This is a genomic window from Paenibacillus daejeonensis DSM 15491, from assembly GCF_000378385.1.
Lineage (GTDB): Bacteria > Bacillota > Bacilli > Paenibacillales > Paenibacillaceae > Paenibacillus_D > Paenibacillus_D daejeonensis.
Map to the genome: position 1 here is coordinate 398,660 of NZ_KB899661.1, position 23,600 is coordinate 422,259.

17 protein-coding genes are annotated in these 23,600 nt (G+C 58.8%); 4 read left to right on the top strand and 13 right to left on the bottom strand.

Annotated elements, in window-relative coordinates:
• Positions 1 to 8: 8 nt before the first annotated feature.
• A complete protein-coding gene (locus tag F556_RS0112810; protein WP_020617361.1) occupies positions 9 to 977 on the bottom strand; it encodes an ABC transporter permease in 969 nt (322 codons plus the stop codon).
• Between the two features lie 397 nt (positions 978 to 1,374).
• On the opposite strand from F556_RS0112810, the gene F556_RS36255 reads away from it, so the two are divergent.
• Positions 1,375 to 2,808, top strand: a complete 1,434-nt coding sequence (locus F556_RS36255; protein ID WP_020617363.1) for an S-layer homology domain-containing protein — start codon at positions 1,375 to 1,377, stop codon at positions 2,806 to 2,808.
• Positions 2,809 to 3,230: 422 nt separating this feature from the next.
• Here the strand turns inward: F556_RS36255 and F556_RS36260 are convergent, their stop codons facing one another.
• Positions 3,231 to 4,976, bottom strand: coding sequence for an S-layer homology domain-containing protein (locus F556_RS36260; RefSeq protein WP_211222578.1), 1,746 nt, complete (start codon positions 4,974 to 4,976; stop codon positions 3,231 to 3,233).
• A 228-nt stretch (positions 4,977 to 5,204) separates the two neighbouring features.
• A complete protein-coding gene (locus F556_RS0112830) occupies positions 5,205 to 6,572 on the bottom strand; it encodes an FAD-dependent oxidoreductase (protein WP_020617365.1) in 1,368 nt (455 codons plus the stop codon).
• A 92-nt stretch (positions 6,573 to 6,664) separates the two neighbouring features.
• Here F556_RS0112830 and F556_RS0112835 point away from each other — a divergent pair, with 92 nt between their 5' ends.
• The gene (locus F556_RS0112835; protein WP_020617366.1) at positions 6,665 to 7,690 is read left to right on the top strand and encodes a LacI family DNA-binding transcriptional regulator; all 1,026 of its coding nucleotides are present in this window, start codon (positions 6,665 to 6,667) and stop codon (positions 7,688 to 7,690) included.
• 37 nt (positions 7,691 to 7,727) lie between these two features.
• Here F556_RS0112835 and F556_RS0112840 read toward each other — a convergent pair whose 3' ends face one another.
• Positions 7,728 to 8,867 carry a 5-methyltetrahydropteroyltriglutamate--homocysteine S-methyltransferase gene (locus F556_RS0112840; RefSeq protein ID WP_020617367.1) on the bottom strand — a complete coding sequence of 380 codons (1,140 nt, stop codon included), beginning with the start codon at positions 8,865 to 8,867 and terminating at the stop codon, positions 7,728 to 7,730.
• 88 nt (positions 8,868 to 8,955) lie between these two features.
• Positions 8,956 to 9,678 carry a copper homeostasis protein CutC gene (locus F556_RS0112845; RefSeq protein ID WP_020617368.1) on the bottom strand — a complete coding sequence of 241 codons (723 nt, stop codon included), beginning with the start codon at positions 9,676 to 9,678 and terminating at the stop codon, positions 8,956 to 8,958.
• A gap of 134 nt (positions 9,679 to 9,812) precedes the next feature.
• Between F556_RS0112845 and F556_RS0112850 the strand changes: the two genes are divergently transcribed.
• Positions 9,813 to 10,349, top strand: a complete 537-nt coding sequence (locus tag F556_RS0112850) for a hypothetical protein (protein WP_020617369.1) — start codon at positions 9,813 to 9,815, stop codon at positions 10,347 to 10,349.
• Positions 10,350 to 10,652: 303 nt separating this feature from the next.
• Positions 10,653 to 11,204 carry a hypothetical protein gene (locus F556_RS0112855; RefSeq protein ID WP_020617370.1) on the top strand — a complete coding sequence of 184 codons (552 nt, stop codon included), beginning with the start codon at positions 10,653 to 10,655 and terminating at the stop codon, positions 11,202 to 11,204.
• A 308-nt stretch (positions 11,205 to 11,512) separates the two neighbouring features.
• On the opposite strand, the gene F556_RS0112860 is transcribed toward F556_RS0112855, so the two are convergent.
• From F556_RS0112860 to F556_RS0112895, 8 genes are all read right to left on the bottom strand, one after another.
• Positions 11,513 to 12,607, bottom strand: coding sequence for a Gfo/Idh/MocA family protein (locus F556_RS0112860; protein ID WP_020617371.1), 1,095 nt, complete (start codon positions 12,605 to 12,607; stop codon positions 11,513 to 11,515).
• A 642-nt stretch (positions 12,608 to 13,249) separates the two neighbouring features.
• Positions 13,250 to 14,443: a VWA domain-containing protein gene (locus F556_RS0112865; protein ID WP_020617372.1), complete on the bottom strand. Its 1,194-nt coding sequence runs from the start codon at positions 14,441 to 14,443 to the stop codon at positions 13,250 to 13,252.
• A gap of 2 nt (positions 14,444 to 14,445) precedes the next feature.
• The gene (locus F556_RS0112870) at positions 14,446 to 16,929 is read right to left on the bottom strand and encodes a DUF5682 family protein (RefSeq protein WP_020617373.1); all 2,484 of its coding nucleotides are present in this window, start codon (positions 16,927 to 16,929) and stop codon (positions 14,446 to 14,448) included.
• Positions 16,926 to 18,029, bottom strand: a complete 1,104-nt coding sequence (locus tag F556_RS0112875) for an ATP-binding protein (RefSeq protein WP_020617374.1) — start codon at positions 18,027 to 18,029, stop codon at positions 16,926 to 16,928. Before F556_RS0112875 ends, F556_RS0112870 begins: the two co-directional genes overlap by 4 nt.
• A complete protein-coding gene (locus tag F556_RS33915; RefSeq protein ID WP_020617375.1) occupies positions 18,029 to 19,867 on the bottom strand; it encodes a hypothetical protein in 1,839 nt (612 codons plus the stop codon). Before F556_RS33915 ends, F556_RS0112875 begins: the two co-directional genes overlap by 1 nt.
• 40 nt (positions 19,868 to 19,907) lie before the next feature.
• Complete coding sequence (locus tag F556_RS0112885) at positions 19,908 to 21,365, bottom strand: SWIM zinc finger family protein (RefSeq protein WP_020617376.1); 1,458 nt, start codon at positions 21,363 to 21,365, stop codon at positions 19,908 to 19,910.
• A gap of 221 nt (positions 21,366 to 21,586) precedes the next feature.
• The gene (gene trpB / locus F556_RS0112890) at positions 21,587 to 22,753 is read right to left on the bottom strand and encodes a tryptophan synthase subunit beta (protein WP_020617377.1); all 1,167 of its coding nucleotides are present in this window, start codon (positions 22,751 to 22,753) and stop codon (positions 21,587 to 21,589) included.
• A gap of 146 nt (positions 22,754 to 22,899) precedes the next feature.
• A complete protein-coding gene (locus F556_RS0112895; RefSeq protein ID WP_281167905.1) occupies positions 22,900 to 23,586 on the bottom strand; it encodes a TetR/AcrR family transcriptional regulator in 687 nt (228 codons plus the stop codon).
• Positions 23,587 to 23,600 lie beyond the last annotated feature (14 nt).

The window sequence follows — 23,600 nt, forward strand, 5'->3', positions numbered from 1 at the left end:
CCTTTCTGCTACCATAGGCTGGTTTCGCTGAATTTGCGGCTGAGATAGTTGGCGGTGGCCAGGAAGAAGAGCGCCACGACGGAATTAAACAGGCCGACGGCGGTGGCATAGCTAAAATCGCTGGATACAAGCCCCCGTCTGTACACATAAGTGGCAATGACATCGGACGTCTCAAAATTGGAGCCGTTGGAGAGCAATAGCACCTTCTCGAACGAGACAGCCATAATCGCCCCGATGCTGAACAGCAGCATGATGATAATCGTCGGTGCAATGCCGGGAAGCGTCACATGCCACATTTGCCGCCAGCGGCCCGCCCCATCGATCTTCGCCGCCTCATAGAGCTGACTATCAATCCCGGAGAGCGCAGCCAGATAAATGATGGAGCCCCACCCGATGCCCTGCCAGATTTCCGAGGAAATGTAGATCGTCCGGAACCACTCCGGCATCATCAGGAACTGAATCGGTTCGACCCCGAACACGCTCAGGAACTGATTAATCAGGCCATCAAAGGAGCCAAAGTTCACAATCATTCCCGCCACCACGACCGTGGACAGAAAGTGCGGCAAATAACTGACCGTCTGGACGAACCGCTTGAACAGCACATGGCGAATTTCGTTCAGCAGCAGCGCCAGGATGATGGGTGCCGGGAAGGCGAAGATGATCTGGTAGACACTGATTAATATGGTGTTGCGAATCAGGACAAAGAAGTATGGATCCGATAGAAAATTCTTGAAATGCTGTAGTCCGACCCACGGGCTGCCGGCGATGCCGTCAAAGACGTTGTAGTTTTTGAAGGCGATGATGATGCCGAACATCGGAACATAACAGAAAATTACGAAAAACAAAAACGGAATGAGAAACATCGCATAATAATACCGGCTTTGCTTGAGCCGCCGCCAGACCTCACGCCAGCCGCTCTGCGGCGCCTTCGCCCCGGGCCGCTGCAGACCCCCTCGATCCAGTGAAGCTTCGGGCATGGGCATCTCCCTCCTTTTCCAGACTATTGATATGAAGCCTACGATTGTGGATCGCTCGGCCATGCTCAACAGGCTGTTCATCTGATTTCATCGTAAGGTGTGGAGGGCTTGCCTGCCTATTCGCAGTAAGGGACCGCGATGATGCATCTCTCCCCCTGGCTGCCCATGATGCATCTCTCCCCTTGATGCGTTTGTCTATGGAAAAGGGCGGGTTTCTGGCGGTGTTGGTGGGGATAAACGGCAAAAAGACAATGGTTTCTCCCGTTGGGGAATCCATTGTCTTTTTTATAGAAAGGCTCATAAATATAACAAATCTAACCATGAAATGCGACAATAATAGTATAGAAGTGAGGAAGTAAACCATGAACCCGGATTAGGATGTGTAAACGTGAGCAGGATGAAGAAAACGCTGGGGCTGGTATTGGCTGGCATGCTGATGCTGAGTCTGACCGCTGCGGCGGTCGAGCCGACGGCATTGCTAGAGCAGTCTTTTGAGTCGGGGACGGCTGGTGAGCCCTATGGGCTGGATGAATGGGCAGCGGCGCATTGGATCTCGCCATGGATGCTGGGCGACGAACGCAGTCAACTGGATGACCAGGTCAGCCGAAGTGGCAGCCAATCGCTCCGTATTCGGTACCCCGCCGGCCAGTACATGCCAGAGGCTTCGGGATATCTGGCGCCGTTCCAGCTGGAGCCCGCGAATGAGTATTACGTGTCGTTCTGGGCGCGGTTCAGCGAGGATTTCAGCTGGGGCACTCGGCGTTCGGAGGGTAAGCTGGGCTTAGGTCTGGCAGGTGGTGCCGCCTGTTCCGGCGGGCAAACGTGTACGGGCGACAACGGCTTCAGCTCGCGTCTGCTGTGGCGGGAGGGTGGTCGGGCAGCCGTCTACTATTATGCCATGGACCATCCCGGCCCTTATGGCGATGTCGTCTATCTCACCGATGCGACTGGCGAGCCGGTCACTTATCCACGCGGAGAATGGTTCAATGTGGTACAGCGGCTCAAGGTGAACACCGTCACCAACGGCCAAGCCCATCCCGATGGCGAGATTGAGGTTTGGTATAACGGTCAAGCCGGAGCCAAGATTACCGGGCTGCGGTTTGTCACTAATAGCGACAAGGTGGACAAGGCTTACTTTGCCACGTTTTACGGGGGCGGCACGCCGGAATATGCGCCCACCCATGATTCGTATATCTGGTACGACGATCTGAAGGTATCCCAGCAGCGGTCGGACATGTGCGAGCTGGAGCCGGGAACCTGTGATGAATGGGACCGGGTGCGCATGCTAACCGCCCGAATTCCTGCCCATTGGGCCAAGGCCGAGCTCCAGCGCGCTATCGAACAACGACTCTGGGAGGGTCCGCCAGCAGGCCGTTCGTTCAATCCGGATGCGCCGATTCAGCGGGCGGCTCTGGTGGAGCTGCTGGTGCGAGCGCTTGGGATGGATCAGGCTACCGACCGAGCACAGTTCCCGGATATACGGCATTTGACACAAGCGCAGCAGCAAGCCATCGCGGCTGCAGTGACAGCCGGGGTCATCAACGGTTTCGAGGATGGCAGCTTCCGCCCGCAGGGCGAAGTGACACGCGCTCAGTTGGCTACCATCCTGGCCCGAGCCTTGAAGCTCCCCGTGAATGCGGCTACTTCAACTCAGCCCTTCACCGACGATAACACCCTACCTGGCTGGGCAAGGGATAGCGTCTACGCCTTGAGCGGGCTGGGCATCCTGCAGGGACGGAACGGCCACGTGTTCGACCCTCAGGCGCCGGTCACCTCTGCGGAAGCACTCGTTGTGCTGCTGCGGGCGGTGGATCTGGCGGATCGGAGTTAATAGGGGTCCGTGGAGGTAGCCGAGGTGAGACCATTGGATGACAACATGGTTGTATTCGTCAGGCGGGCCACGCAAGTACGATCGTGACAGCAAAAGAATGTTCTTATCGCAAACAAGCCGAAATATAGGGAGCTAGCCTTGGAATAACGGAAAATATGCGCCACAAAACGATGCGAGCCCCGCAAAAAGACAGAATAGCGGAAAATAGAAGCCGCTTTTGTAAAACATGCACCATTATCATTATTGGGCATCACGTGTTGGCTAAGGTGGGGGAACTGCGGAGTTAATCGCGCCGCATGCGCAATCAGCGCTCCGTTGCGATAAGCGCAGCTGGCTAGCATTAGCCTCTTCCCTCTTGCCCCCACGTGCCCCACGCGCGGGAGCCGGCGGCATGACGCGGTCGGACGACCACATCACCATCCCTATCGGTAGAGCGTCTCATACCATTGGCTGATGGACAGGATGTCCACATCATCCCGGAAGAGCTCCAGCTCGTCCAGGAAAGCTTCGAAGTCATCCGGGTGCAGCGTTATCGAGCTCGTCCCCTCCGCCTCAATCCGGTGCAGCAGGAACATGACGGTGGTGCCGTGGCTGGCCGCAGTGCGGAGCGCCTCCCGGTAGATGGCCGGGTCGATGTTGTTCACTAGCTCAATCGTCTTCAGCCGGTATGGATTAACAGGTTGGCCGATCTCAAACGCTGGCGTCGTTGTCCGGGCATACCGGCTGTACCAGCTGGCAATTTCCATAACCCTATCGTCATAATCCCCGTAAGGATAAGCGATGAAATCAGCCGCACGTCCTAACTGATGCCGCAGCATAAATGCCCGGGCAGAGCTGAGTTCATCCACAATCTGTTCCTCACTGAGCTGCGTGAGCCGGGGATGGCTGGCTGTATGATTGAACATATCCCAGCCTTGCGCATACATCTCTTTCAATTGCTCGGGCGTTACATAGTTCCGCATCCCCGCAAGATTGCTAACCACTCCAACGTTGCCGACGAAGCCCCGCTCCTGCATCATGGGGAACGCCTCCGTGTAGACGGAGGACCAGCCGTCATCGAACTGAATGAGGACTTTGCCTTTGGCTTCATAATCACGATACAGCGCATCGTACACGACACTAACGGGAAGGTCGCCCCGCTGCGTCACGGACACCTGCAGGGTCGTCATGGTCCGCTCCAGGCTCTCATCTCCCACCGACACGAAACGCTCCACGGGGATGATTACCTCGTTCCAGCCGGGAACCAACTGCCAGCGGGTGTGGGCATAGGACAGGTAAGCGCGCATGTCGGGATTGGAGGCCAATCGCACTTCAACCTTGGACAGCTTCTCCAGATCCTCGACATAGAGGCGCAGCAGGAGATTACGGGTCGCCCCCAAGTCCAGTGACAGCTGCTGCTGACGTGCTCCCGTTGTGGTGTGCTCTTTATCGGTCGTGAGGACAAGGGATGTATCCCCTGTCTTGACCCGGTCTGCGTCCCTCGTATGAGCCACCGTACCGTACCACCCCACCGCCTCGGCAAAATCCGTTAGCATCGCTGCCGGCATGTCCGCCGTCTTCCGCTCCAGCAGGGCAATCGGTCCATACAGTGCGCGGTGCAGGATGGCTGCGGCTTCCGCCCGGGTAACGCTATGCCGGGGCCGGAACCGCCCATCCTCGTAGCCTTGCACCAGCCCCAGCTTGGCGGCCAACAAGACGTCTTCGACGACGCTCGGCGAAATCTCAGCAGCATCCTTGAACGGACTCAACGGGACTGCCGAATTCGCATCTTCTGTGTAGCCCAGGGCCCGGACAATCGACGCCGCTACCTCTTCCCGCGTCGCTGCAGCACTCGGAGCAAAGTAAGACCTCCCGTCGTTCGGGACATATCCAGGCAAATACGCCTGGGCGGCCTCCACCGCCGCATACGACCAGCGATCGAGTGCCACATCGAAGAAGGTCGGACTCACAGACGAGGATTCCAGATAGAAAGTATTGGCCAGCAGCGTCGCGAGCTCTTCCCGGGACACCGAATGATGTGGCTTGAACAGTCCGCCCTCATATCCATTAAGGATACCGACACCCGCCATCTTCTCAATATCGCCAGTTGCCCAGAATCCAGTCGGCACGTCACTGAAGGCGGTTGAATGGTCAGCATAGGCAGGCACAGACCCAAGATAAATAAGCATCAAAGATAGTAAGCCAAGCATCCATTTCCGCATACAGGAGCTCCTTTTCCGGTTGTAGTTACAGCTATTGTACCAGAGCCCCGCGTGTGATAGCAGCCCCTGCCGCAATAACATGTCCTCACTCTACCCTCCGCATACGACAGATGGTGAGATTGTCTGCTCCATACCTTGCTTGCCCTGCATAACAAACAACAAGGCTGACCGGCGCTCATGCCGGTCAACCCCGATTTAGATGGTCTCGTATACCGCTTGCGAGCTGTGCAGCAGCGCCCCGTTCGCCAGGAGACGATCCTGCAGCTGGCGGACGTCCAGGGCATGAGGCAGGGTATCTTGCTCGAATGCCAGGCCTGCAGCCGTTCCTGCAGCCTGACCCGTTGCCATGCAGCTGGGTGTCAGCCGTGTCGTCGCCAGTGCCTCATGCGAGGTAGAGATGCAGCGGCCAGCTACCAGCAGATTAACGACACGTTTGGGAACGAGACAGCGGTAGGGAATATCATAGGCGCCATCACCTTGTACCCATGCGGCCTGCACGCCTTTGCCCGATGGATCGTGAATATCAATCGGGTAGCCACTGCGGGCGATGCAATCGTCAAAGGCCCGACCCTCCACCACATCCGAGACCTGCAGCGTATACTGCCCCTCGATACGGCGGCTTTCCCGAACCCCAATCTGGGCACCTACCGAGGAGAGGGAGGCCCCTTCAAAGCCCGGCAGATGGCGCTTCATGAAATCGGCAACCATGAGCACCTGCTTTCTGCCTTGGACTTCGCCTTCGGTGAGGTCATCCAGGACGGTGGCATCCAGCCCTTGTACTCGCGTCGTGTTGACCAGCACCTCGTCCCGTCCAGGCCCAGTAAAGAACAGCACCTGATCCCGATTGATTGGCAGGTTGGCCTCCTGCCAGTGCTTGAAGTAACCCAGGACGCCGGAGAGCGGCAGCTCTTCCAGCTCACTGAACGGAGTCTTGGGATAGAACTCGTCGGGGTGCTCCAGCATATAGCGCTTTACTTTGTCGAGATCGACACCGCGCATTCGGAACTTCATCGTCATGGGCTGGGTCAGCCGGTCGCCATCCCGTCCCTTCAGGCAGGGAACCCCGGACAACTGGGCAAGATCCGCATCCCCCGTCGTATCCACGAACTGCCTTGCTGATACCTCATAGCGCCCCGACTTGGTCGCCAGCCGGATCGCCGAGATCCGGTCACCGTCCATCACGGCCTCATCCATCAGACTGTGCAGCAGCACCCGTACGCCCGCCTCGCGCAGCATATCAACGATCAGTACCTTGTACACTTCGGGATCATACGGGGTAATCGTCCGCACGAATCCCACCGTATCCCGCACATGACCCGGTGATGCATCCGCAGCCATCAGCCGCTCCACAATCTCCTGCGCCGTTCCCGCAATGACTTGCTTGCCTGCTGTCGTATGAAAGGTCATCCAGGGATAGACCAGCGCCGCGGTCGACATGCCCCCCAGGAATCCATATCGTTCGATTAGTACCGTCCGCGCTCCGCTTCTACCTGCGGCCAGGGCTGCATTGATGCCAGCCGGACCGCCCCCGCACACGACAACATCTGCTGAGATGTGTTGCATTGACAATCTCCTCCCTTCAACTTACTGTCAGTATAAACAGGGATTCGATGCAAGAAGAGTTTAACTTTAGTTTAACGTAGGGGAGCGGCGCCATGGGTACACGAAAAAAAATCACCCTGCACGATCTCTCAGCTGAGCTGGGCCTGTCGGTGCAGACCATCTCCAAAGCGCTGAGCGGCAAGCCCGGCATGTCCGAGGAAACCCGCTCGCGGATCGCGCGAACCGCCTATCTTCGCGGGTATCTGACCGTCGCTCAGGCGAGGGAGCTAGCCAGCCGCGGCATTGCGCCTTACCCGACATTCCAGCTGCGGTTTGCGCTCATCCAGTCCCGTCAATCTGCTAACTACAATCAGCTGCTATCGGGCGGGTTGCAGCAGCGGCTGGAGCTGCTCGCACATCGGCTGGAATGCCATACGCTAGATGCCGACCTCCCGGACCGGGCATTCCGGGAGTGGCTGGAGGAGACGAATCTGCTGACAGCCGACGGCTTGTTCATCGCCCCCCGGCTGGTATCAGATACGATGGAGCGCCAGCTGCTCGCACTGCCAGTGCCGAAGGTGCTCATTAACTATCCCAAGCCTTTATCCGCCGTCGACAGCGTGATTTGGGACGTCTATGAAGCGGTCTGTCTGGCGGTGGACAAGCTTGTCCGGCAGGGCCATACGCGGATTATGTATGTCGGGGACCGGGATAGCCAGCGTGGCTATGTCCGGCGCTGGCAGGCTTTTCAGGAAATGATGGGTGCGCACGGACTCACCTGTGCTAGTGGAGACCAGTTGGCAGGCAATTGGGATGAAGTCGCACTCTTGGAGAAATTAGAGACGCTGCGGCCCACTGCTCTCATTGCCGGGATTGACGAGGAGGTCGGGAGACTGCTTCGCAGCCTGGAGGTGCTCGACTACAGATTGCCCGAGCAGCTATCCGTTATCGGACTGACTAACGGGTCGGTGGCGGCCTGTCCCCTGCTGAGTCGCCCAGAGCTGCTGATTCGCGAGACCGGTTACAAGGCAGCGGACCGGCTGCTCCGGCGAATTGCCAATCCGTCCGAGCCCTGGGAGCATATCCGGATTGCCGGCCCGTTCCACGAAGGAGGGACCGTGCAGCGCCCATCCTCCTGAGCGCTGCACGGTCCCTGCCTTTTGTCCCTCGTCTTATCTATCCCCAAATCTCCTCCGCAATCTCCCGGATGAACGCCAGCTTGCGCCATTGCTGCTCTTCGGTCAGGTGGTTGCCTTCCTCGGTGGAAGCAAAGCCACACTGCGGGCTCAGGCAGATCCGGTCCAGGTCCACATACTGCCGGGCCTCCTCGATGCGCTGGAGAATGGCCTCCTTGTCCTCCAGTTCGCCGAACTTGGACGAAAATAGGCCAAGCACGACCTGCTGATGATCCTTCAGGAACCGCAGCGGCTGGAAATCCCCCGCCCGGTCGGTATCGTACTCCAGGTAAAAGCCCGCATAGCGGTCGATACCCAGCAGTTGCTCCGCAATTGGCTCGTACCCGCCGCCCACGCCGGCATAGGTGGAAACGTAGTTGCCGCGGCATACATGCGTGGTCACAACCAGATCCTCTGGCAGCCCGGATACGACGGCTTCGTTCAGGGACGCCAGCTCCTCAGCATAGGTAGCAAGGTCAACGCCCGCCTGGGTCATAATTACAATGAACTGCTCATCGCACAGCGCGCCCCAAGTGCAATCGTCGATTTGCAGGCTGCGGCAGCCTGCGTTGTACAAGGCCAGGATGGCGCCTTGGTATGCTTTTGCTATATCGGCTAGCAGCTCCGCCCGGTCCGGATAGATCGCCTGGGTGCTTGCCTTATTCTCCACCCGGTCCAGCTCGAACAGGAATTGGGCGGCCGCCGGGATCGATTGCCGCGCTACCGTGTTCTCGCCAACTGTACTCTGTAGAAATGCAAAGTCCGCCACGAACGGATGGTTGCTGTAGCCGAGTTTTCCGGTAAGACGTGCTGTCTCCGGACGGGACTCCGCCCCGTTAAAACGATAGCCCTGCTCAATAATTGTCCGCTTTACGCCATCCAGCCCCCAGAAGAAGTCCAGGTGCCACCACGAACGACGGAACTCGCCGTCGGTTACAGCCTGGAGTCCCACCTCTTGTTGCTTGTGAACGAGCTGGATGATCTCGGCATCCTCCACTTTGCGCAGCTGGTCTGCCGTCAGCTCGCCTGCTTGGAATTTCAGTCGGGCTGCCTTCAGTGCAGGAGGCCGCAGAAAGCTGCCTACAATATCATATCGGAACGGAGTAACGGTACGTTGGTTGGTCTCGGTGATTGTGCTCATCGGTCATTCTCCTCTTGGTCAGTTAAGTAGTAAACCTACTATAGCACAGCCTACCTGTTATTAAGTTCTACCGATATCCTATAGCTGGTTATAGCCGAAAGCTATATCCATCAGCTCCGAAAGTCCGCTTAAGCATGAGCTCCCGAATGGTAGCCACCCGCTCCGGCTCAATGGCTGCCAATGCTTGTCCACCTGTCCGTACTGCCGTGCCGACGTGCAGGCGATGGATCCCGGTTTGCCGCATGAAGCTGGCCGCATTGGTGGCGGATAAGCCGCTGCCTGCCAGAAGCTGAATCGATGTCGCTGCGGCCTCTCTATGCAGATGGTACAGCTGCTCCGCCCCGTCCAAAGCTGTAGCCCGACCGCCGGATGTCAGCACGTCCGTAATTTGCGGATAACGGGTCAGCGTCCGCAACGCCTCCAGCTGATTCGGCACCTCGTCGAAGGCCCGGTGAAACGTCACCTTCATCCCCTCGGCTTCCGCAAGAAGCTCCTCCAAGCTATCGGTATCAATGGTCCGATCGGCGCGCAACACTCCCAGTACAATTTCGCTTCCTCCCGCGTGGCGAATATGTCTGATCTCGCGTCGCATGACCTGCAGATCGTCCGCATCGTACACAAATCCGCGGGAATGGGGGCGTACCATAATTCTAACGGGGATGTCTACCTGCTCCAATACCGAGGCAGTCGTCCCGATACTTGGCGTCAGCCCACCCTCCGTCAGGGCTGTCACTAGCTCAATGCGGTCGGCGCCGTGGCGCGCTGCGGTTTTGGCTTCCTGCAGGGTTGTTGCTATAACCTCCAGCAGCATGGCTGCATCACTCCTTTCCTCAATAACAGGTTAGAGGGTACTACAAAAGATAGCACTGCCAGACAGCTGCGAACCCTAGTACACTGACAGTAAGCTGAATTCCCCCGCCTACCAAGGCAAAGGAGGAACCGACAATGATGAAGAATGCAATTGCCAATCTTGCTATTCGCAAAATAACAGCGGCGTACTTCGCCACCCTCATGCTTTCAGTGGGGATGGCTGTCGCTTGGTTAGGCATCGGCCCCCCTACCGGCAGCAATGGGTTCGCTTATGTAGGAAATATTATTTATATCTTTGGGATATATGCAGGAATCGGATGTCTCTTGTATGGAACGCCTGTCTCTCTCTTAATTGAAGGCATTGCACGCTGGCTGAACAAGCGGATTCATCTGGGAGGCGAACCAGGACAACACGATACACCTGACACTGGCAAATCCGCTGGAAGCTTCTCTTACGTAGCTCTTCATGGGATATTCGGATTAATCCCCGGCTTCATCTTCTTGATCCCGCTGTTGGTGTTGTGCGGTACAGCTGCCGCTGTCTTGTATGCATTGGGGGACAGGTGGGCGCGGTATAGATTAGCTACGAATCAGGGTATCAAGAGAATCTGGCTGCTACCGTTAGTCTTCGCATTGTTTGTGTCTATCTTAATTGAGTTGTTTATGTTCTAGTACCCACGACACCTACAGGTGCGCTAACGAAACAACGTAACGCTATACTACTTAAAACGCTGCATCCCGTGTTCTAACGAAACGACAGCATCTTAATTCATTTTAAAGTGGCGTTTTCACTGGTTTTTCGGCAGATAAGGTGATGACGTTTCGTTAGCATCCAAAATGGTTGATTTCTGCCAAAATAAGCATGTGTAGTTTCCTTAGTCACACGTTGAACCAATGATTAGCTAGGTCAAGGCGATCGGCGTAGTCTCAACAGGGAAGGATAACCATCATGTCAGCGCAAAGGAGGAAGCGAGAATGATATTGGATGCACTTTCCAACCTTGTTCTTCGCAAAATGACGGCGGCGTACTTTGCCACCCTGATGCTGTCGGTGGCGTTGGCTGCGGTTTGGCATATAGATGTGCACAGTTATAGTAATGGTATTATATATGTTCTTTCTTCTACCCTCGTCTTCGGCATGTATGCAGGAGTCGGATGTCTCTTTTATGGTACGCCTATCTCTCTCTGCATTGAAGCCGCTGAACGATGGCTGAGTAAGCGGATACGTCTGGGAATCGAACTGGGACAAAACGATACACCTGACGCAGGAGCCTCCCATAAAGTGGTCAGACTAGCTGGAAGCATCTTTTATGTTGCTCTCCATGGAGTTTTCGGATTGGTTCCCGGATTGCTCTTCATGATTCCGCTATTCGTCTGGTGCGGGGCAGTTACCGCTGTCTTGTATGCGCTGGGGGACAGGTGGGCGCGGTATAGATTAGCTAAGAATCAAAGCATCAAGAGAATCTGGTTGCTACCTCTAGCCTCCGCATTGGTTGTGTCTATCTGGATTGATTGGTTTATGTTCTAATACGAATTCAGTCACCTGAGCCTCTGCTTCTTCACGTTATATGGCAGGTGCGCTAACGAAACTGGATAACGCTATATCGCATGAAACGCCATATCTAGACGGCTAATGAAACTACAGGGCCTTATATCGTTTCAAAAGGTCTTTTTCGCTAGTTTTCCAGTAAATAAGGTGATTTCGTTTCGTTAAATTTCAAAAATGCTGCTTCTAGGCAGAATAGCATGTGTAGATTCCTTAACCCTCTCGTTGTGCCGTCGATTAGTGCGTTCGAAGCGGTCGGCTTAATCGCGAACATCGACTCGGGAGGGAGATTACTTGCCCCTCCACTCCGCCCAAGGCTGACGCTCTGACCGGACCGTCTCGCCCGTGCGGACCGCCTCCGCCAAGAGTAGGCCAAGGTAGGTATCTTGTGAGGCATCCGGCAAGCCATAGAAGGCAGGGCCTCCAGCCGCGTATTCTGCCATACGAGTCAGACAGGTGGCAATGGCTAATTCGTCATCGTACAGTCTGGCAGGTGCATAGGGATTCTCGTAGAGCCAGCGCTCGCCTGCCATAATGCCTTTGAGGAAGTAGCCCTCGGCATTCTCGTATTCTCCCTTGTTGATGCGCCGCAACTCCAGTTGCATCTCGGTGCAGGACGGAGTCTGCCAACGGATGCGGTCATCCCAGATTTCTCCCCGTTGCCCCCGGACCGACAGATGATTGGATCGGGTCCACGACCGATGCTGGTTGGCCGTGAAGTCATAGATTCCCAGCTTGCCGCCAAAATCCAACCACGCCAAATCCCGGGTAGCAGGTACCAGCTTGTCCTCCGTGGGCGGTCCACTCCGATCGGGCCCGGCCACCCACTCCGACACAAACCGTTTGCCGCGAATTTCTGCATCCTCAAACTCAATCGCCAGCATGGACCGCATGAGCGCAACCGCATGGTAGAGATGGGATACGGACACGGTCACTTGGTCGATCACGCCTAGCATTCCCGTCTCCACAAAGGCCCGTCGAGCCACCTGCGCCGGATAGAGGGGATACTGCTCCGCCACCTGGATTCGTGCACCCTGGGCCGTTAGCCGCTCATGTACCTGAAGTAGTCCCTCCAAGTCCGGAGCCGGAGGGGTCTCCGTCAACACGGGCATGCCTTGTGACGCCAACGCCTCCATATACGCCAGAGAAGCAGCCGGCGGCACGGACAGCACGATGAAATCCGGTCGTTCCTCCGCCAGCAGTTGATCCAGAGAAGCATACACCGCCACACCCCACTTCTGCACCATCGCCTCCCTTTTGGCCGCATCGCGCACAACCATCCCGCTCACCCGAAACTGCTCTGGTAGCGCCTTGGCAATCCGCATGAAATACTGTGCCCGAAAGCCCGCACCTCCTACAATGCCAAACACCGCCTGTTGTCTCATGCTCGCTCCTCCTCCTTGTTTTTCAACTAACTAATTCTTACACCGCTCCTGCTCAATTGCGCGACATTTTGGTCCATTCGCACGCTCTAACGGCCACCACAGCAGCTATTGGGCTCTAATTTTGTGTTCTGGAATTCTAACGGACATATATGCAGCTATTGGAGCATTTGAGGTTAGTTTCAACCCGTTTATGGTGAAATAACTGCGCTGGTGGCCGTTAGACGAACAAGACCCTCGAAAAGGCTGAAATAAGCGCGATGGTGGCCGTTAGAGCAACCGCTCCCTGGGGCCAGGTGGGTGCCTGTGTCCCGCAGGTAAAATGAGCGCCCCGGGGGCAAGACGACCCACCGTACTCCGTGAGCAGGGCGCGCGACTGTACCCTACCGAAAAGGTGCCGTCGTGACTGCTAGCAACTATGTCCTGGCGAGTAAGGTGGTATCAGTGCGGTGCCGGTCGTCCGCGCGCCTGAGTCCTAGGAGCCAGGTGGGTGCCTGTATCCAGAGGGCAAATTGTGCGACTGTGCCCGGGGGTACGCGAGCGAGCAACCCCGTCTCCGATGGCACGAAGGACCGCGAGGCGCCTGCAACGGGCAGGTGCTTCACGGTCCTCATGTGCATCACATGGAGGGGTGCCCAACAAAGCCTACGGCTTCGCCGCGCTAGTCTGCTTGGACACGAAGGCAGAGAGGTTATCGCCCTTCAATGCGGCCTCAACCAGTGCGGGCAGCATGTCCGGCGTGCAGGCAAAGGATGGCGTACCGTCCTTGGCAAACTGCCGGGCCAGCCGCTCGTCGTAGTAGGGCTGGCCCTGGTCGGAGAGCGCCAGCAGGCAGAGCGTCTGGACACCGGCTTCGCGCAGCTCCCGCATGCGGCGGACCAGCCGGCCCTGGTTGCCGCCCTCCATTAGGTCGGAGATCAGGATGAAGATGGTCTTCTTCGGCTCGGTGATGAACTGCTCGCAATACTGCACCGACTTGTTGATGTCTGTGCCCCCGCCCAGTTGGATGCCGAACAGCATGTCCACGGGATCGTTCCCGCATTGCTCCGTGAGGTCCACGACCTGGGTGTCAAAGGCAACGACCCGCGTATCCAGCGCGGGCATACTGGCAAAAATCGAGGCCGTCACAGACGCCCAGATGACGGAATCGGCCATCGAACCGCTCTGGTCGATGTCCACGATAATCGTCCATTCCCGGCTGCGCCGAGCGCGGTCGTAGTAGTAGATTCGCTCTGGAATGATCCGCTGTAGCCCGGTGTCATAGTTCTTGAGATTACGGCGGATCGTGCGGTTCCAATCGATTCCGGTCAGGGAGGGCAGCGGCGAATGGCGGCGCCGATTCAGCGCACCCGTCACGGCGCGGCGCAGGTCCTGCTCCAGCCGCTTGCGCAGCTCCTCGACGACCGCCATGACCAGTTGACGCGCCGTGTCCTTGGTCTTCTCCGGGATCTGTCCCTTCAGCGTCAGCAGCGTCCCGACCAGGCCGATATCCGGCTTGACCGAGGCCAGCAGCTCCGGCTCGAACAACAGCTGCTTCCAGCCCTTGCGCTCCATAGCATCCGCCTGAATGATCGAGACTATCTCCTCGGGAAACAGCGTCCGCACATCGCCCAGCCACTTAGCTAGCCGCGGTGCCGACGGACCATTGCCTGCGCCGCGGCCGGAGCCGCTTCCCGCATCAGCTACCGGATCATAGATGGCTGCCAGCGCTTCATCCATCACCGCCTGCTCGGCCGTCAGTCCATAGCCTCCGGCTTGCTCACTGAGCGGTGCCTCTGCTTCCTTGCCCAATACCAGCCGCCAGCGGGACCATAGGTCTTGATCAACGTTAGCACTCATCGTCAAAAGTCCTCAAAGTCAAATTCATTCAACTCCTCGATCTGCTGTTGTTCCTGCTCGCTCATCTCCCCGGACAGCAGCTCGGACGCCTGCTCTCCGCCAATGCCCCATAGCTCGCCAAGCACCTCGGCGACCATCGCTTTCTCGCGCGGCGAGAACACGCTGAAGGCGCGGCGCAGGAAGACGAGCGCCCTTGCGAATTGCTCCTGCTCCAGCGCGGCCAGGTAGGCGTTCAGCTGCTCCCAGAGCGCCGTCCGCGAGACGAGCGCATACCGATTGCGCTGCGCCAGCCCCTCGAACCAGCCCGCCCCCAGATCGGCGGGAATGCCGGGCGACAGCCGCCGCGACACCTCCTGCTCGCACGCAGCCGCCGACAGCACGCCCCGCTCCATCAGGATGGCACAGGCCAGCCCCGAGAGCCGGGGATTCCGGTCATCGCGCGAGGAGAGCTCGCCCAGACGCTCCAGCCAGAGCGCTTCATCCAGCTCTTCAGCATGCTCCTGAGCTGCCGCGTGCAAACTGCTAATGGCCTCGGTCATGGCCGTGGCGGCTTCGTCATTGCAGCCGCTCGCCTCTACCAAGTACAAGCTTGCTCGGGTAAACAGCTTGTCCAGAAGCGGCAGCAGCGGCGTGGTATCCAGCCGCCGCACGTCACCGTAGGCGAGGACGCGCGAGAGCTCCGATACCGCCGCAGCAAGCTGCACGACATCCCGGCTGTCAGCGGCCAGGTGATCCAGTGTGGTCTGGCTGGCCTGCAGCTGCGAGGCCAGCCCGCACAAGCAAGCGATTCGAATGAGCGCCGAAGCCTCGGCGATGCTATCGCATGCCGCCAGCTGCTGGCTCAGGGTACGGGCAGCCGCCACCTCTACCGTCTCGCCCATCAGACTGGCCTCGACCGTCTCAATCTCCGCCTCCGGTGTCCACTGCAGCACCCACTGCTCTGCCCAGCTGGCATCCTGCTGGGCGCTGCGACGTGGCTTCGCCAGCGAGATCCCGATGAGCGACAACCGGTGCAGCAGGAACGAGCGGTTCAGGTCCAGGTACGCCGCAGCCTCCGAGACCACCCGGCGATTCTCCCGCAGGTCGAGCGTCAGTTCCTGGGCAACCGCCGTCCGGTATTTCTCCAGCTTGAGCTGCTTCAGCTGTCGGTTCAGATCATCCTGGACCGGCGTCTGGCTGACGCCCTTCGCCAGTCTGCCGATCCCGGTACCGATATCCTGCTGCGCCAGCGCTTCAGCAACAACCGAGAGCTCGCCGCGCCCCAGCAACGTCTTAGCCGCATCGCGCAAATCCGCGTGCGCAGGCTGACTACCGTCATGCAGGGCAGCCAGGCTCCGCGCCATCCGCACGGCCTCGATCACCTCGGCTGTGGAACGAAACGTGCCGCTCGCTCGGAGCTGGGCGGCTACGCCCGTCAGATAGACATAGGGCAGCTCCTCGAGCGCCCCCGCCCGCATGCTGTTCCACATGAGCTCGTAGTAGCCCGGCGCATGATTGCCCGCGCCGTACCCAGATAGCGAGGACAACCGGTAGTAGGAGTAAGGCATCAGGGTCTGCCGCACGACTGCCTGGGGCAGGGCAGCCAGCTCCTTATCCGTCATCGCCCCATCGGTTGTCTCCAGGGCCTCTGCATGATAGGCGCCGCAGACGACGACGATCCGCCCGGGCTCATGCCCGGCGTCGATTGCCGCTTGGATATTGCGCTTCATGTAGCTCTCCCGTACGGCGTTGTGAGCGAACGCCTGGACAGACCGCATGCGCTCTCCCTCCACCGTCAGCTCCCGCAGCGACCGAGAGTGCTCCGACAGGGTTAGACGATACGCATCTGGAGACAGATTATGCTCATAGTGCCGCTCCCAATACGTATCATAGTCCGGCTCGCCAGCGAGCTCGGCAATGCGGTCATACAGATGACCTTCGTTCGCCTCCGGGGCATCGTCTGGCACCGCTGGAGCAGGGTCGGCTCCAACGGCCTCACCTCCCGGAGCTTCGATGACTGCCTGGCTACCGCCTGCCGGCACAGACCCTTCAGACCTCGGAGGGTGGCTCCCTCCTGCCCCGCCAGACGCAGGCCGCTCGGGCTCCGCCATCGGTGGTGTGACCTCCGTCTCTGCCTTACCGGGCCGCTTCGCCTCCATCTCACGCGCCTGCAGCGCCAACGTCACGCTCGACGGCAAGTCGATGAACGATGCCTCCGCGCCATGGCGGTGAGCCCACTGCAGCGCGGCAAACTCCGGTGAATAGGAGGCGAACGGCCACAGCACCGTCCGCACCGGCACCTGCTCGGTATAGGCCAGGATCGCTACCGGAGGCTTCGTATCCTTACGGACGAGGTGCCGGATCTCCCCCGTCGCGTCGGACGGTCCCTCCACCAGGACAGCCGTCGGCTGCACCCGCTCCAGCTCACGCAGCAGATGCCACGCGCCGCCGGGCGACAGATGCCGGATGCCGAACACCTGGATGCCTGCGGCGGAGGCGGTACTCATGAATTCAGCTCCTGGCAGGCGTTGTAGAGCCCGCGCCAGGTCTCGCCGCGCTTCTTCATGACGTTGGCAATGTACTCTTGCCAGACGAGGCGGTCCTTGTCGTCGTCCTTGACGATGGCGCCCTGCAGCCCGGCGGCTAGGTCCGCATCCCGCAGCTCACCGTCGCCGAAGCTGGCCGCGAGCGCCATGCTGCCAGTCAGCAGCGAGATAGCTTCGGCCGTGGAGATGGCGCCACCTGGCGACTTGATCTTCTCCTTCTTGTCCAGCGACACGCCGCTGCGCAGCTCGCGGAAGATGGTGACGACCTTGCGCAGCGCCTCATCGCCCGGAACCGCTGCCTGCAGATCGTACTGCGCGGCAATCTCGCCGACGCGCTTGCGAACGATCTCGATCTCCGTCTCCACATCTGCAGGGGACGGCAGGACAATTATGTTGAAGCGCCGCTTGAGCGCGGCTGACATGTCATTGACCCCGCGGTCGCGGGTATTGGCGGTCGCGATGATGGAGAAGCCTTTGCGGGCGCTCACGTCCTGTCCCAACTCTGCGACGGCTATCGTCTTCTCGGAGAGGATGGAGATGAGCGCATCCTGCACCTCTGAGGCGCAACGGGAGATCTCCTCGAACCGCGCGATGCCGCCAGCCTCCATGGCCCGCATGATCGGACTTTTCACCAACGCCTCGGGCGATGGTCCGTTCGCCAGCAGCATAGCGTAGTTCCACGAGTAACGCACCTGTTCCTCCGTCGTGCCCGCCGTACCCTGCACGACCAGGCCAGAGTTGCCATAGATGGCGGCGGTCAGATTCTCGGATAGCCACGACTTGGCGGTGCCCGGCTCGCCAATGAGCAGCAGCGCGCGATCCGTCACCAGCGTCGCAATGGCCATCTCGACGAGACGCTTGTTGCCGATATACTTGGGCGTAATGGCCACGCCGCCAGCCTCGCCACCGGTAATGAAGGTCAGCACGGCCTTGGGCGACATCTGCCAGCCCGCCGGTACCTTGCCGGTATCTGCTGCCTTCAGGGCCTCCAGCTCCTGATGATACAGCAGCTCCGATGGCTGCCGGAGTGTATCCTGCACAGTCTCTTGCTTCGTTGTCATTACGTCTGCACCTCACTTATCGAATCCATCACGTTTTGCAGTTGGACTGCCACTTCTCGGTCCGCTCGTCCCTGCAGCGCCCCCAAACGTTCCAGATAGCTGGCAGGCAGCCGCTTCAGCTCATAGAATACGTCGTTTGACAGATAATAGCGCAGCCGCTTCGGCCGCTCCAGCCCCTTCAGCATGGCTTGTTGGCAGATGCCCAGCTCTGTGCCGCAGCGCCGCAGGCCCTCCCAAATGACACTGAAGTCATCCTGGAAGTCCTTGAACGTTCGCTCCAGCTCCTCCAGCAGCAAAATCTCGGCAATTCGCATACTTTCTACTTCCTCTGCTGTGCCTGCTCGCGACCTGGAGGCCAACATGGCCGTCAGAATCGGCTTTTTGCGGGATATCGCCCATGGCAGCCAGCGGAAATCCCAGCTCTGAGCCACTTCATCCTCCGACTTGTAGGTCGTGACATATCCGTAGCCCGGTCCACCTTCCCACGTGGCCTCAATTGCCTGCCACTGCTTCGTCACCAGCTCTGTCTCCATCAGCTCTACCAGCTCATCCTTGTACGCACCACGGTCGTAACCCGAGAACGCCTCATAGATCTCCGCTGGCGTCAGCAGTTGCCGGGCCATCTGATAGGAATGTCTAAGGTAGCTGTCGTTTAGCTTCTCGAGCCGTCGCAGCTGGGTCAGTACGTCCAACGAAGGGGACTCGGAAGCAACGTATGCTGCTCCATGCAAAATATGGTCCAGGTTCAGCTTGTGCAAAGGGGCCGCCGCCTCCAACAGTTGGTGGACGAGCGCTTTGCTCTCTGGATCGTCCTTGTATTGCAGTGCCTGCCAGTACACGGGAAGCTTATCCTGCAGCACAGCGACTGCCTTGCTGTCTTCCTTCGCTTTCCCGCCTGCAGTCAGCTCCTCCAGCAGCTGCCCGGCATCCTTGGCCAGCTGAGAAGCAATCGGATGGCTCCTCACACGGGCAAGCGCATCCGATGCCAGCTCTGCGTCGGCACGGCCCATGGCCTCATACAATTTGGTGTGAGCCGCCTCGCTGTCCAGATGAGGCAGCGCCAGATAGGCTGCCGCACGGACGGCCTTCTTGCTGTCGCCAGCCCATCGGATAAGATCCGCTTCATAGGCTGGCCGCGTCCCCAGGTGCGGAATTGCTGCTACACGGACGGTGGATGAGCCCTGGTCGGCCGCCTCGTAGATCTCCGTCCACTCTTTGTCGGTCTCCGCCAGCTTGGCCAGAACCTCGATTGTCCGCGCATCCCCCTTGCCGCCAGCTCGGTCGAACCGTTCCCGCAGCAGCGGCAGAATGGTCCGGCCATATGCTGGCAGGATGGTATCGCGGGCATAGTCCGCCAGCTCGGCGTACGGGTCGTGGAGGGCCCGGACAGCGTGCTGCACCAGACGCAAATCCTGGAACAGACCATCTTTGAACGCCTCAATCACGATTTCATGACGTCCGCTGCCCGTGGTGCTCAGTGCTTCGATAACTTCCGCCACTCGGCGGTAGGGCTGCTCTGTCCCCAGAGTCACAGGCTGGCTATCCAGTTCTCGCAGTTCTCCCTCCGGGGCATAACTGCCTTGTGTATGCAGGATGGAGCTGAGCAGCAGCGTCAGCTCCTGCAGCCGGGCAGCAGAGGAGCCCTCCTCCTGCCCTGCCGGTTCTACCAGTCCCTGCACCCCTTCGCCCAGCTTGCGGAAGACCGGCGCTTTCTCCCCTGCCTGCTGCAAGCCTGGGAGCATACGCTTCAGGCGGAAATCTCCCGCCGCCAGATCGCTGCCCGCAATATACAGGCGCGACACTTCGCTATAGAGTTCTTTTAATAATACGACGCTCATGACGATTGCCTCCTGTCCGGTGGTTGAACCACCTGCACGATTACCATAGTCGGGTGATCCCGGTCGGTTGAATGATGGCGATGGGCTGCGCAACCAGCCGTTGCTGCAGCGGATCATGCTGGAACAGCAGGACGAATACCGCATCGCTTAGCGCTTCCTGAGGCAGAACACGCAGCAATGGGGTCGTCGCCTGCCAGCCGATCACATCGCCCAACTGTAGCTTGGCGCCTGCGTGATCCACAAGCACAGGCTGTCCATCTGCCGTTGCCTGGATGGCAGCGGCGTGCAGCAGCAGGACCGGGCTCTTGTTGCCGAGCGGATCCTTCAGCTCCCCGCGCACTTTCTTGACCGCCTCCGCGACCGAAGTCTCCGCCGTCTCGCGAGCCCGCTGGCGATGCGACTCCAGGACCTCCTCCATCGACGTCTGCTCCATACGGATGCGCCGGTTCCAGGTGCCGGGATACACATACAGCTCGCCTGCCCGGATCGCATGGAACGTACTGTCCTCGGATTTAATATATTTGGCGGCCTTATAGGGCCGGTAGTTAAGTGAACGATGCACCTCACCCGTGTCCAGCTCCAGCCAGTAACCGGCATCGACATATTCGCCACGGGCGCCATCATCATAGCTGTGGAAGGCGAGCTGAATAAGCTCCCGATTGGCTCGAACCAGTCCATGCGCCTGCAGCTCCGAGAGCTGCCAGGCATGGCCGAGCCATTCCTCGATCGGACTCTCGATATCCGGCGTCAGGTCGGGATCCTCCAGCTTGGCCTCCAGATAGGGCCGTCCCTTGCGGATGAGTGCATGGATGCGCAGCAGCCGCTCCAGCGCCCCCGCATAGACCTGCTCCTGCACATCGCCAGCCTTTACCGCCTGCTCTAGCGCCAGCGTTAGTCCCCGCAGCTCATTTTGCGCGCCGGGCAGGTAACTGTTGCCTAGTGACTTGACCCCTTCGCGCAGCTGCGTGACCGACCGCTTGTCCACCGTACCCAGACCGCCACGAATGAAGGACAATACCAGCTTCTCGAGCATCTCCAGCCCCTCGAGCTGAGCCTTGATCTTCTTGGCCCAAGCTGCCTTGTTGATCTTCTTGGGCTTGGCTGGTGCCTCTGCCGTGGCAGCGGACTCCTCCTGGGCCGCCTTGCGCGCCGAGCGTTTCTCCGCCTTCTCGCGCTTGGCCTCCAGATCAGCAGGCACCTCTGCGACCGTGAACGCCGCACCTCCTGCATAGGCATAGAGCAGAGCGAGGCCATGCTTGCACGGAAATTGCCGGCTTGGGCAGTTACACCGTACCAGCGGCGTATCACTCTCCCTGAAGTCGGCAGAGCAGCTGTATCCCGACTTGCCACTACCGGCGCATTCGCCGAAGATTAGCGAATCGTCTTCGGATTTGTGAAGCTTCGTGAGTTTGTTTTTCTTGACCAGATCGCGGCCGTTTTTGGCTGCGGCGCTGTTGGGCGCCAACGTATCGACCAGAGACTCGGTTAACGCTATCATGACACGACTCCTCTCGTTGAAAAACGATCTACCTGGGTAATACTTAACCAATATTATACCAAGTGTTTACAGTTCCGTCGTTCGTACCGAAGTCCCGATTGCGAACGTATGATCGCCATCCTTTTGCCTAAAATTGCTCGAATACCGCCCCAAATTGGGGCTGCCAGCGCCAACAGCCCTACGAATCAGGGTCCGTAGGGCTGTTCACACGATAAGTGCGCTTACGCGCGAAGCATATGATAGACTTGCTCAACATCCTTGTCGCCGCGTCCGGACAGGTTGACGATCAGAATCTGATCGCGGTTCATCCCCGGCGCCAGTTTCTTGGCATGAGCGACCGCATGGGCGCTCTCCAGGGCCGGAATGATGCCTTCGGTACGGGACAGCTCCTGGAACGCCTCCAGCACTTCTTCGTTGGTGACGGTCGCATACTCCCCGCGACCTGACACCTTCAGATGGCTGTGCTCCGGTCCAATGCCCGGATAGTCCAGTCCCGCTGCGATGGAATAGGTCTTGCGGGGCTCCCCCTGCTCGTCCAGCAGCACCAGGCACTTGAAGCCGTGGATCACACCCGGCACGCCCTCCGTCAAGGTAGGCGCCTGATCGGGTTCGACGCCAATCAGGCGGACGCTCGGTTCATCGATATAATGGGCGAACGCACCAATGGCGTTGCTGCCGCCGCCTGCACAGGCAATGACGGCATCCGGCAGACGTCCTTCCTTTTCAAGAATCTGTCGCTTCGACTCCTCACTGATGACCGCTTGGAAATGCTTGACCATCGTTGGGAACGGATGCGGGCCGACGGCCGAGCCCAGCAGGTAGAAGGTATTCTTATAATTCTGCACCAGATCGCCCAAGGCCTCGTCCACCGCGTCCTTAAGACGGCCTTGTCCTTTGTCCACGGGTACGACCTTGGCCCCGAGCAGCTCAATACGGAACACGTTCAGCGCCTGACGGCGCGTATCCTCGGCCCCCATATAGATGACGCATTCCATGTTGAACATGGCACAAGCCGTAGCCGTGGCCACACCGTGCTGTCCAGCTCCGGTCTCGGCGATGATCCGCTTGGCGCCCATCCGCTTGGCCAGCAGGATCTGACCGATCGCATTGTTGATTTTGTGCGCGCCGGTATGGTTGAGGTCCTCCCGCTTCAAGTAGATCTTGGCCCCGCCCCAGGCTTCCGTCAGCCGTTCCGCATACGTCAGTGGACTCTGCCGACCTACGTATTCCCGAAGGTAATAGGACAGCTCCTCCTTAAACTCCGGGTCGTCCTTGAACTTGTTGAACTGCTCGGTCAAATAATTCATAACCTCCTGCAGCTCAGGGGGAATGAAGCTGCCCCCAAATTCCCCGAAATAACCTTCCTGCTGCAAGCTTTGATCCTCCATGTGAGAGCGCCTCCAATTATGTAAAATATAATCCTGACTCTCTTATTCTAGCATGATTTTTGTCCGACTGGTGAGTAGAAAGAAGAGGGCTCCCGCTAAGCGACAAAAGGACCCGCCAACGTCCATTTGGCTCGGTCCTTCTGTACTTAGGCATTGTCCTGTTTTGCTTGCAGCAGTCCCTGCAGGATGACCTCAAGTCCCCAGCGGAAGCGTTCCCTGGCCTCGATATTTCCAGAGAATATCTCCTGCTGCAGCCGGGCGATGTGCGGGAATCGTGCGGGATCCGCCGACCGGTACGTCTCTTGAATGAGCGGCATCGGCATCGTCCCACGCGCTTCCGAGGTCTTCTCATACAAGAAGGACGACACGTAGAACATGAACAAGTCTGCTCCCCACGCCGCCGACCGTGAGACGATGCCTGCCTCATGCAGTGCGGACAGCAAATATTCGGTCAGACTTAACGCATTCACGCCTGCCGGAATTGTCGTCACCGCCAGCTCGGCAAGACCCGGGCGATGCTGCAGCAGTTCAAAATAAGCCTCCAGGGCGCCGAACAGCCTTGTTTTCCATGGTCCATCGTGTTCCTGCGGCAGCTGGAGCTGTCCGAGTGCGTAATCCATGACATAAGCATTCAGCTCCTGGGCATTCTTGACGTATACATATAAGGACGAGGGTCCGGTGTCCAGTGCTTTGGCGATCTTGCGCATGGTCATGCCTGGCAGCCCTTCATCCTCCAGGAGTCTGTAAGCTGTCTGCACAATCTGTTCGTGGCTCAACGGTTCCTTGGCGGGTCTGGCCCTGCGGCTAATAATGGTTCGTTTCGGGCCGTTTATCACAGCTCAGCCTC

What these genes read in the sequence shown, in the direction of transcription:
- F556_RS0112810 (WP_020617361.1), bottom strand. Translation starts at nt 977, where the DNA reads ATGCCCGAAGCTTCACTGGATCGAGGGGGTCTGCAGCGGCCCGGGGCG.
- F556_RS36255 (WP_020617363.1), top strand. Translation starts at nt 1,375, where the DNA reads ATGAAGAAAACGCTGGGGCTGGTATTGGCTGGCATGCTGATGCTGAGT.
- F556_RS36260 (WP_211222578.1), bottom strand. Translation starts at nt 4,976, where the DNA reads ATGCTTATTTATCTTGGGTCTGTGCCTGCCTATGCTGACCATTCAACC.
- F556_RS0112830 (WP_020617365.1), bottom strand. Translation starts at nt 6,572, where the DNA reads ATGCAACACATCTCAGCAGATGTTGTCGTGTGCGGGGGCGGTCCGGCT.
- F556_RS0112835 (WP_020617366.1), top strand. Translation starts at nt 6,665, where the DNA reads ATGGGTACACGAAAAAAAATCACCCTGCACGATCTCTCAGCTGAGCTG.
- F556_RS0112840 (WP_020617367.1), bottom strand. Translation starts at nt 8,867, where the DNA reads ATGAGCACAATCACCGAGACCAACCAACGTACCGTTACTCCGTTCCGA.
- F556_RS0112845 (WP_020617368.1), bottom strand. Translation starts at nt 9,678, where the DNA reads ATGCTGCTGGAGGTTATAGCAACAACCCTGCAGGAAGCCAAAACCGCA.
- F556_RS0112850 (WP_020617369.1), top strand. Translation starts at nt 9,813, where the DNA reads ATGATGAAGAATGCAATTGCCAATCTTGCTATTCGCAAAATAACAGCG.
- F556_RS0112855 (WP_020617370.1), top strand. Translation starts at nt 10,653, where the DNA reads ATGATATTGGATGCACTTTCCAACCTTGTTCTTCGCAAAATGACGGCG.
- F556_RS0112860 (WP_020617371.1), bottom strand. Translation starts at nt 12,607, where the DNA reads ATGAGACAACAGGCGGTGTTTGGCATTGTAGGAGGTGCGGGCTTTCGG.
- F556_RS0112865 (WP_020617372.1), bottom strand. Translation starts at nt 14,443, where the DNA reads ATGAGTGCTAACGTTGATCAAGACCTATGGTCCCGCTGGCGGCTGGTA.
- F556_RS0112870 (WP_020617373.1), bottom strand. Translation starts at nt 16,929, where the DNA reads ATGAGTACCGCCTCCGCCGCAGGCATCCAGGTGTTCGGCATCCGGCAT.
- F556_RS0112875 (WP_020617374.1), bottom strand. Translation starts at nt 18,029, where the DNA reads ATGACAACGAAGCAAGAGACTGTGCAGGATACACTCCGGCAGCCATCG.
- F556_RS33915 (WP_020617375.1), bottom strand. Translation starts at nt 19,867, where the DNA reads ATGAGCGTCGTATTATTAAAAGAACTCTATAGCGAAGTGTCGCGCCTG.
- F556_RS0112885 (WP_020617376.1), bottom strand. Translation starts at nt 21,365, where the DNA reads ATGATAGCGTTAACCGAGTCTCTGGTCGATACGTTGGCGCCCAACAGC.
- trpB (WP_020617377.1), bottom strand. Translation starts at nt 22,753, where the DNA reads ATGGAGGATCAAAGCTTGCAGCAGGAAGGTTATTTCGGGGAATTTGGG.